Raw genomic sequence first — 10,361 nt, 5'->3', positions numbered from 1 at the left:
GCCCCAGATCTGGTCTACAGAGCTGCCGGGAAAATTGCCGTTGCTGATCCAGCCGGAAGCGCCAAAGTCCACCTTTGTTGTTTTGCTCAGCTGCAGGTTCAGGTTGGCGGTGAAATTGTAGCGGGTGTATTTGATGGAGGAATTATAGTTTGCCAGCTGGTCTGTCTTATACATACCATTTTCATCATAATACCCTATGGAAAGATAATACTGTGCATTGTCTGAACCGCCGCTGGCATTTACGCGGGCGCGCCGGTTCTGCCCGTATTTGTTGAACAGCGTTTTAAACCAGTCTACATTAGGATAGAGGTCAGGATCCTTGCCGCTGGCGGTAAGGGCGATCCGCTCCGCGGAATATTTGGGCAGCGGATCAGCAGGGTTAGAGTTCCTGTATGCTTCATTGGCCATCTGCATATAGGTAACACCATCTGCAAATTTTGGTATGCTGGTGAACTGCGTAATGCCCTGGTCATACTGCATATTGATCCGGGGCCTGCCCACCTTTCCTTTTTTTGTCTGGATCAGTATAACGCCGTTGGCGCCTCTTACCCCGTAAACCGCAGTTGCAGAGGCATCTTTGAGGATGCTGAAGCTGGCGATATCCTCGGGGTCCACGTTGGCAAAATCGCGCTCAATACCGTCTACCAGCACCAGTGGTTTACTGTTGGTAAAGGTGGAGATGCCGCGGATATAGATCTCCGCGTTATCATAACCGGGCTGCCCGCTGCGCTGCACACCTATTACGCCGGCCACACGGCCGGCTATTACGTCGGTGAGGTTGGCCACCGGCTGCTTCAGCTCTTCTGCGCGGATGGTGCTTTGCGCACCAATGGTGGTGATCCTTTTTTGCTCGCCGTAACCTACTACCACCACATCATTCAGGCCCATCACCTGCTCCTGCATCGTGAGGTTGATCTCACTGCGGTTATTCACCGGCACGGCCTGCGTGATATAGCTTACGAAGCTAAATACCAGCGTATCATTATTTGCACGCAGCCGGATGGTGTAGCGCCCATCAGAAAGCGAGGTGGTGCCTGTTTTTGATACTTTGCTGGTTACAGTAACACCTGGCAGCGGCTGCCCTTTTGCATCGGTTACAATACCATTTACGGCCGTAAGCGGTGGCGCGGGGGCGGCCTGCTTTCTTTTTACAACAACGGAATGCTCCAGCACCTCATAGGTCAGGGGCTGATCCCTGAAACACTGTTCCAACACCTGTTTCAGGGGCTGGTTGGTTACAGCAAGGCTTACCGGCCTTGCTTCTTTCAGCATTTCATTTTCATACAGGAAATCAAAACCGGTTTGCTGCCGCAGCTGCCGGAACACTTCTTTCAGATCTGCATTATTTACGTGCAGGCTTACCTGTTGTGCACGGGCCAGGCCTCCCAGCAGCAAACAAAAAACGATCAGCATTAACTTACGTGGAATTGCATGCCGGCGGCGATCAGGGACATAGCAATCCCATTTGCATAAACATGCATTAAAAAACATACCCATTTGGTTGATTAATTTATGTGGTTGTGGAATTAATACTTCATATGCGGAATTAGTTACAATAGCTTACGGCATAACAATAATTTTACGGCCTTCCATTTTAAAATGTATAACACCGGTCATCTCCAGCCGTTTTAACACGGCTGTTACATCTTTGTACCGCGACACTGTTCCTCCAAAATTTCGTTTTATGTTGTTGTCTTCAAATACTACCTCCACATCATACCAGCGTGCAATTTGCTGCATCACTTCCCGGATGCCGGCATTGTCAAAGGCAAAAAAACCGTTCTTCCAGGCCACCGCATCTTCCGGGTTCACCGTTCTTACACGGAAATCGGCAAGCGGTGATGGCAGCAGGCCCTGCTCCCCTGGCTGCAGCACTACCTGGCTGGCGGGCGATACCAGCTTCACGGCGCCCTGCAGCAGGGTTGTTTTCACAGTGCTTTCATCGTCATAAGCTGAAATGTTGAACCGGGTGCCCAGCACCTGCACTTCCATGCCGCCGGTCACCACTTTAAACGGCTGCTGCGGGTTGCCGGCCACTTCAAAATAGGCCTCCCCTGTTAGCTTCACGATCCTTTCCCCGCCGGAAAAAGCCACGGGAAACTGCAGCGATGAAGCGGCATTGAGCCATACCTTTGTACCATCTGATAATGTTACCTGGAACTGGCTTCCGCGTGGAGTAGCCAGCGTGTTATAAGCAATAAGCGACCCTTTTTCTTTTGCCTCATAATGCAGGCTATCGCCTTGCTGGCGTATAGCCGTAGCTCCCTGCCGGATCACCTGGTTAGCGGTGCTGTCCAGCGTGATCTTAGACCCATCTGCCAGGGTGAGGATGGCTGTATTGGCGCCCTGCGCTACTTCATCTGCCGGTTTTACGATGGCTGCACGCTGTTGTTTAAGCGGCTGGTGCTGCCAGTAATAAATGCCGGCTGTTAGCAGCAGTATGATGGAAGCGGCGGCCCAGCTCCAGCGGCGCAGGTAACGGATACGGGGGGGAGCCATTTGCTGCTTTATTGCAGCAAGCGCACTTTCCATCTCCTGTTCATTGCTAAGCCCATGCAGGCTTTCACGGCTGCAAAGCTGTTCAATGAATGCTTCCCAGGCGGCGGCATGCTCCGGCTGCTCCAGCGTTTTCCATAACTGCTGCAGGTCCGCAGGCGTTATAGTTTCTGCCAGGTATTGGTCAAATAATTTTTCTAGTTCGGCTCGTTGCATTGTACAATTTTACTACCGGCTTATTATAATGGAACCCAGCTTAAGCGAAAGGACGTGTCCGGGTTAAAAAAAATTTTTTACATAACTGGCAAACAGGTATATCAATAAAACATCCCCATGCTGGGTGATGTATTTTCGCAGAAAGGCCAGCGCCTTTACAATATAATCCTTTACAGTATGCCCGCTTAAGCCCATTTCCCGGGCAATAGCTTCATGGGACAGGCCTTGCTCCCGGCTAAGCCGGAAAGCGCGCTGCTGTTGCGGGGGCAGCTTTCTTATCCCTGTTTCTATGAGCTGCTGCAGCTCTTTCAGACGGGCGTTCGTTTCCGGGCCTGTTTCACTTTGGGTAATATAACCGAGGGGCTGGGACAGGGATCTTTTATAATTCTCTTCTATGGTAGCGCGTTTCAGCTTTCTGAGGATAAAATTCCGGGTAGCCTGGTATAAATAAGCGCGTATATTCTGCACCGTAGTCATTTGCTGCCGTTCTTTCCATACCCACAGAAAAACTTCCTGCGCCACATCCTTGGCAAAATCAGCTGATCTGGAGGCCAGCAGGGCAACGGAATAAACGTGATCCCAGTGGAGGCGGAACAGGGCGTCAAAGGCAGCTGTGTCCCCCGCTGCTACGCGCATGAGCAAATCCTGTTCATTATAGCTATGTACCTCCTGGTTTGACAATCTGAATAAGTCTGCTTTCGGTTTGCTTAAATGGTGCGCAACATGTTCCTGTTCATGATGAAGCTATTGCCCCCGGCTTAGAGCGGCTGAAATTACAAAAATAAAAATCTGCGAAGGTTATTTTCCCGGCCAATGCCGGGATGCGCTGATGCTCAACACCGAAAAACAAAAAAGCCGCCCGGCGGGCGGCGGCTGCAAATAAAATCTGATAGCTTTCTCAGAGCAGCTTTTCCTGAACTGCCTGGTAAATGGTCCTTACAGATGGCTGAAAACCCAGGCTGCGTGCAAGCGAGCTATCTGCATGGAGATACCAGGGGTTTACCAGGGGCTCGGACGAGGATGCCATGGTATGCCCCACCACGTTCAAAAGCTCAAAGAGGGATGTAGGCGCTTCATCCGAAATATTAACAATACGGCCATCCATCCTCCCTTCTAAAGCCATCATAACAGCGGTATAAATGTCGCGGTGATGGATGGTGCTCATCCGCATGGCCGGATGAAATTTTGCGGCCGCTACGTGTTGTGGTAATGCTTCCAGGTGGCCATCGCCATCGCCATACACAAACGGGAATCTTAAGATGCACCAGTTCAGCCCACTTTCACGCAGCTCATTTTCTGCTGCCACTTTGCTGGCGGGATAGGCATGCTGCGGGTTAAGCGCATCATCTTCCCGGCCGGGGTGCGGGTTGTTATTATTATATACATTGCTGGTGCTTGCAAAAATGAAGCGGGCGCCGGGCGCCTTATCTTTTGCCGCCGTGATGAGGTTCCGCGTTCCTTCCAGGTTGCTTTTCCAAATGAGGTCCGTATCGGGCGAGCGGAATACGGCTGCCAGATGAATGATGGCTGCTGCATCTGTTACCGCTTCCCGAAGCTGTTCCGGATCAAACAGGTCGCCATGTACAGCCGTTACCCCGGCCGGCGCCTCTTTTCCGCGTACCAATGCAATACAATCAAATCCTGCGTTAACAAGGCGGGGCAAAAGGCGCGCCCCCACCAGGCCTGTAGCGCCGGTCACCAAAACTTTACCAGATTGTCTGTTCATAAATTAAGATTTAGAATAGACAAATTTCAGGTGAATGTGCCGGCGGGGTCCGGACAAAAACCGTTTTTATGAGGACAAATCCTGAGAGAAGCCGGCTATTGTTTTCCCGGTAACTTTCTTAAACAGGCGGGAAAAATAACTTGGGTCATTAAAGCCCAGCTCATAGGCTAATTCCTTTACAGAGGCATCCTGCCCTTGACAGATACGGCGCCTGGCTTCCGTGATCAGGCGGCCGGTTATAAACTCTTTAGGCGAAACGCCTGCATACTCTTTAACAATGCGATACAAGCCATCTGTGCTAAGGGCCAGCTCCGCTGCAATGTCGGTGATGGCAGGCTGGCTGGTAAGATTGTTTTCGACAAATAACTTAAAACCAATGAATTTCTGAAGCCGGTCGGCTGCGGGCTTTTTGTGCGATATAAAATAAGCGGTATTAATCTCCGTAAGCAGGCTGTTTAAGTAAGCCAGGATCAGCTCCGGATCGCTGTCAGCGGTACGCAACAGGTCCAATAACATTTCAAAGCCGGCCCGCAGCCGGTTTGCAGCGGCGGGCAAAAAGCTGATCTTCTGTTGGTTCAGGGGATCCAGCAGGAAGGGAAATTTTCCCGGCAGGCGGGAAAGGCATTCATCATCAAAACCCAGCTTATAATAATCTTTGCCATGCAGGGCTGCCGGATATTCGCGCAGCTGATTGGGAACGGCGAATAAGAGCTCATGCCTTCCCAGGTTGAGCTTTTCCGTATCGAGGCCATACTGGCCTGCACCATCGAAAATAAACAGGAAAAAGTAATATGGCGGGCGGTTATTGGCCGTATAATTCCGGGCTGCTTCTTCGGGCAGGTGTCCAAAACCCGGTGAGACTAACCGGATGGACAGCTCACTATGCTGGCTGAAATCTGCCGGCAGCGCATGTTTACTCTGCTTGCTCATATTCATTCGTATTCAGGTCTGTAAAACTATACATTTTTCCAGGCCCCAAATTATTTCAGTGCAGCAGCCTAATTGAACGATTGCCGGAAATCCAAAGGGCTTTGGTTTGTTTTACTTTTAAATAACTTATTGAACGACTGCGGGTGTTCAAAACCCAGCTGGTAGGCTATTTCACTTACCGACAGCTCCGTGGTGGACAATTTTTCCTTTGCCTTGCCGATCAGCTTTTCATGAATGACCTGCTGCGTGGTTTGCCCTGTGAGCTGTTTGAGCAGGCTGCTTAAATATTTGGATGAGATATTCAGCTTGCCCGCTATGTACTGCACGCTGGGTAATCCTTTTGAAAGCAGCTCATCATTATTAAAGTAGTCCGTCAGCTCCTCTTCCAGGCGGTTGAGGATCTTGTGGTTGGTTACTTTCCGTGTAATGAACTGGCGTTCATAAAAACGTTCGGCATAGTTTAGCATTGTTTCCAGGTTTGAAACAATGATATCCTGGCTGAATTTGTCAATATTGGAATTATACTCGTCTTTAATGTTCCTGATCAGGTCATTGATCACCGTTTCTTCCTTCTCAGAGAGGAACAGGGCTTCATTGGTGGAATAACCGAAATACTCGTATTTCTTTATCTTTCCGGCGAGCGATGTATTCCACAAAAAATCGGGATGTATGAACAGCATCCAGCCCCGCAGGTTATGTGGCACACCGGTTTCCTCACCACGTAAGATCTGTCCCGGGGAAAGAAAAGCCATCAGGCCTTCATCAAAATCGTATTTCTGCTGGCCGTAAAGCAAGCCGTTGCAGCCTCTTTTCATTGAGATCACATACAGGTCGAACATAACAGCATCAATACCCGTATCGTTCCGCAGGCCTTCCAGGTCAATAATGCTGATCAGGGGATGATGGGGCTTTGGAAGCCCCATTAAGCGGTGTATTTCTGATATAGATCCAATTCTGTAAGGCCTTGTATTTGCCATATTGCAAGTTAGCTTAATTTTTAAAAGGATATTTCAGCCAGATCATGATTAACGGCATGGCTAGGAACGGGATCTCTATCAACACCATTCTATAGTTGTGCGCCCGCGATGCCAATGCCATTATCAGCACAATTGACACGGCGTTCAGCAGGTTGCCATGGAAAAATGTTCCGGGGAACAGCAGCAGCACGCCAATGGCAATGGTCAGCACCCCCAGGATGGGTATGGCCGCTTCGCTGATGCCCAGGCCCGCCATTGTTTTTACCGCTTCAGGGTTGCTTTTGTAGGTAAACGTATCCCAGCCATGCTTAAAGCTTAACGATACGGAAATAACCAACAGCAACAGGGAAATAATGTTCTTTATCATTTGTTTGATCTATAAGTGTTCATAATATAACCGCACTGCGGTATAATGACTGCCAAATTTGTGCTTTTCATTGGTACAGCATTTTTGAACTGTTATTCAGCTGTTTGAATTTATCGAATTCCTTGTGCCCGTAGTTCATTAATGCACCGGGTATAATGCGGCTCAGGAATTTCAGGACCTTCACAAATGCTGGCTTGATCTCCTGCGTATCGTTCAGCAGTCCTTTTACGGCCACCTTTACCAGCTTATCCACCTCCATCAACAGGCGGGGATTGGGCTGCAGCACCCAGCCATCCTGCAGGTTGGTATGCACGCCCGGCGGGATCAGCTCCATTACCCTTACGCCGGAACCTTTTAACTGCAGGCGCAAAGCCTGGGTAAATGCGTGAAACCCGGCTTTGGAAGCGCTGTACACCGGTGCAGAGGAGTAGGCCATAAAGGCGATAGCAGAAGAAACATTTACAATGGCGGCAGACTGCTTTTTAACCAGGTGGGGCAAAAACTGGTGCGCCATTTGGATGGCGCCTGAAAGGTTGATGTCGATTTCCCGGGTAATGTTCTCCAGGCTTTCCGTGGGATCCTGCATATCGATCAGCCGCATTTCACCGGCATTGTTGACCAGGATGTTCAGGTCGGGGAACTGCCGGGTAACATCTTTGTAAAGCTGCCTTATTTGCTCCGGGTCCCTTACGTCGCTTTGAAAGGTGTGCACATTGGGGAAACGCTTTTTTGTGTCGCTAAGCGCCTGTGCTTTACGCCCGGTAACAATAATTGTTGCCCCCTGTTCCGTAAGTTGTTTCACCAGCTCTAAGCCTATTCCGCTGGTTCCGCCCGTGATGAGGACGGTGCTGTTCTTTAAATCCATATTGATCATATTTTGATACAAAGGTCAGCTGCCTAACGTTGGCGGATGTATCCAAAAGTCGCAATGATGTAGTAAAAAGGAAGGATTTGAAACATTTCCCACCGTTGTATGCAACATATGCCTCCCCTGTTTCAAAGAATAGCTGAGTAGTTTTACCGTATCGGTTAAGAGAAAAATTCCCGTTATGAAAACACTTTTGCTGCCGCGAAGCTTCCCGTGGCTATTCCTGCATAATGCCATGTTGTCAGGATTTTTCTCCGCCGCTGCATTTATTTAAACCACTTACAATTATTGATTTACCTAAACCATCAACCTGTATGAAAACTGCATTACTTACACTATTTAAACAGTGTGTTCTACGGCCTTTTGTTTCCGGATGTTGTATGTCTGCCAGATTGCGCCCGCAGCTCAGGCAAAAGCCGCTTGCCGTTCTCTGGTCACTTCCTGTTCTTATTGCGTTGCAGGGCTATGAAGCGAAGGCTCAAAACGGCTATACCTGGAAAAATCTGCCCATTGGCGGCGGCGGATTTGTTTCTGCAATAATCCCAAGTAAAACCGAGCAAAACCTGGTTTATGCCCGTACAGATGTGGGGGGCGCCTACCGCTGGAATGCATCCACCTCAACCTGGGCGCCCCTGCTGGATTGGGCGTCAGACAATGAAGTTGGTTTCCTGGGCGTTGAGTCTATTGCCATAGATCCCAAACTGCCCAGCAGGGTGTACATGCTGGTAGGGATCTCTTATTTCAACGGTGGCAAAACAGCCATTCTGCGGTCATCCGACTATGGCAATACCTTTAGCATTACAGAGGTTACCAACCAGTTCAAGGCCCACGGCAATGGTATGGGCCGGCAAAGCGGTGAAAAGCTGGTGGTGGATCCTAACAACAGCAACATTCTATACTGCGGCACGCGGTGGAATGGATTATTCAGAAGCACCGATGCCGGCGTAACCTGGAGCAGGCTAAGCTCACTGGATGTAACCACTACCCCTAATGAGAACGGGATCAGCTTCGTGATATTAGACGGCAGCAGCGTTTCCGGCGGTGTTACCCAAAGGATCATTGTAGGCGTATCCCGCAGCGGAAGCACGAACCTGTACCGCAGTGATAATGGAGGGCAATCCTTTTCAGCCGTTTCCGGCGCTACTACCACCTTTATGCCGCACCGGGCCACGCTGGCAAGCAATGGGAACTTATTTATCACCTATGGCAACGGCGCCGGACCAAGCGGGCATTGGTCGCTACCGGAGCCCATGGATAATGGACAGATCTGGAAGTACACCCTTTCCAGCGGCGCATGGACAAACGTTACGCCTTCCGGCTACAACCGTGCATTCGGCGGGATCTGTGTTGCACCCAATGATCCCAACAAGCTGGTGGCATCTACCATCAACACCTATATGAACCAGAACGGCTCCTGGGGCGACCGGATGTTCCTGAGCACGAACGGCGGCGCCAGCTGGGTGGATGTGGTAAACCGTGGATTTACCATGAACCCCGACGGCATCACCTGGGTTAGCGGGCATGCCATCCATTGGGCCGGCTCCATAGAATTTGATCCCTTTAATACGGAAAAGGTTTGGGTTACTTCGGGCAATGGCATTTTTGTAAATGACAACATCAGCAGCAGCGGCACCTGGCGCTTTGCAGTAAAAGGCCTTGAAGAAACCGTGCCGCTTGGCCTGGAAAGCATTCCCAATGGCCCGGTGATCTCTGTTATCGGCGACTACGATGGATTCAGACACACCAATGTTGATCAATACGCACCCATTCACAATCCACAAATGGGCACTACCACCGGGCTGGCAGTAGCGGCTCAAAACACAAACAAAATTGTGCGGGTGGGCAACAACATGTATTATTCCAATGATATGGGCGTAACCTGGACCCAGAACAGCATGAACGGCAGCCAGGGACAGGTGGCCTTATCCGCTAACGGCAATACTGTTTTGCATTCGCCGAAGGAATCTACTACCACCTACCGGTCCACTAATAACGGATCTTCCTGGGCAACGGTAAGCGGTTTAAGCTTTACGGAAGCACGGCCGGTTGGCGATCCGGCTAATTCCAATAAATTCTATGCCTACAATCCCGGAAATGGAGCAGTACTGGTGAGCACCAATGGCGGCGCTTCATTTTCCCAGGCCGGTTCAGTGGCCAGCGGCGGCTCAAAAATAATCCGCCTGGCGCCTGGAAGAGAAGGACATGTATGGATAGCTTTGAATGGCGGAGGGCTGGCACGTTCAACTAATTCGGGACAATCATTTTCAACCATCAATGGTGTCAGCAATTGCGCGGCTGTTGGTTTTGGTGTAGCTGCTTCCGGGGCAAATTATCCTACCCTCTTCATTTGGGCCACCGTCAATAATGTAAGAGGCCTTTACCGCTCAACAGACCAGGGCGCTTCCTGGGTGCGTGTAAATGACGATGCGCATGAATATGGCGGCCCGGGTAACGGGCAATTTGTGCAGGGAGATATGAATGTTTTCGGGAGAGTATATATGAGTACAGCCGGCAGAGGTATCGTTTTTGGAACTCCGGGTTCCTGTACCCCTACTTCTATTACACCATATGTAAATGTAAATAACGGCAGCTGGCAGCAAACGGCTAATGCTTCTTTAGCTGCAGGCGGCAGTGTGCAGTTCGGCCCTCAACCTACGCAAGGCGGCTCCTGGAGCTGGAGCGGCCCCAATAACTTCAGCGCTGCTACGCGGGAAGTGTACATTTCAAATGTGCAGTCCGGCCAGGCCGGCAACTACGTGGCCACCTATACGAACAGCGGCG

9 protein-coding genes are annotated in these 10,361 nt (G+C 50.3%); 1 reads left to right on the top strand and 8 read right to left on the bottom strand.

The genetic code is table 11. The features are described 5' to 3' along the window. From VIM87_RS19870 to VIM87_RS19835, 8 genes are all read right to left on the bottom strand, one after another. The coding region (locus VIM87_RS19870; RefSeq protein ID WP_331998689.1) for a SusC/RagA family TonB-linked outer membrane protein at positions 1-1,413 on the bottom strand (1,413 nt) is incomplete at its 3' end. 147 nt (positions 1,414-1,560) lie between these two features. Next, complete coding sequence (locus VIM87_RS19865; protein ID WP_331998688.1) at positions 1,561-2,712, bottom strand: FecR family protein; 1,152 nt, start codon at positions 2,710-2,712, stop codon at positions 1,561-1,563. A gap of 63 nt (positions 2,713-2,775) precedes the next feature. Beyond that, positions 2,776-3,348: an RNA polymerase sigma-70 factor gene (locus VIM87_RS19860; protein ID WP_331998687.1), complete on the bottom strand. Its 573-nt coding sequence runs from the start codon at positions 3,346-3,348 to the stop codon at positions 2,776-2,778. Positions 3,349-3,610: 262 nt separating this feature from the next. Beyond that, positions 3,611-4,438 (bottom strand): NAD(P)-dependent oxidoreductase, encoded by an 828-nt coding sequence (locus tag VIM87_RS19855; RefSeq protein ID WP_331998686.1) that lies wholly within the window; start codon positions 4,436-4,438, stop codon positions 3,611-3,613. A gap of 66 nt (positions 4,439-4,504) precedes the next feature. Continuing rightward, positions 4,505-5,368 carry a helix-turn-helix domain-containing protein gene (locus VIM87_RS19850; protein WP_331998685.1) on the bottom strand — a complete coding sequence of 288 codons (864 nt, stop codon included), beginning with the start codon at positions 5,366-5,368 and terminating at the stop codon, positions 4,505-4,507. Between the two features lie 68 nt (positions 5,369-5,436). After that, positions 5,437-6,345: a helix-turn-helix transcriptional regulator gene (locus VIM87_RS19845; protein WP_331998684.1), complete on the bottom strand. Its 909-nt coding sequence runs from the start codon at positions 6,343-6,345 to the stop codon at positions 5,437-5,439. 13 nt (positions 6,346-6,358) lie between these two features. Continuing rightward, a complete protein-coding gene (locus VIM87_RS19840) occupies positions 6,359-6,712 on the bottom strand; it encodes a DoxX family protein (RefSeq protein WP_331998683.1) in 354 nt (117 codons plus the stop codon). A gap of 67 nt (positions 6,713-6,779) precedes the next feature. Next, entirely contained in the window at positions 6,780-7,586 is an 807-nt protein-coding gene (locus VIM87_RS19835; RefSeq protein ID WP_331998682.1) for an SDR family oxidoreductase, read from the bottom strand. Positions 7,587-7,960: 374 nt separating this feature from the next. Here VIM87_RS19835 and VIM87_RS19830 point away from each other — a divergent pair. Further along, positions 7,961-10,361: hypothetical protein (locus VIM87_RS19830; RefSeq protein WP_331998681.1), on the top strand; the 2,401-nt coding region annotated here is incomplete at its 3' end.

It is taken from the genome of Chitinophaga sp. (genome assembly GCF_036569125.1).
Classification (GTDB): Bacteria; Bacteroidota; Bacteroidia; order Chitinophagales; family Chitinophagaceae; genus Chitinophaga.
The sequence above is the reverse complement of the archived record's forward strand: the minus strand, read 5'-3'. Positions and strand labels throughout refer to the sequence as shown.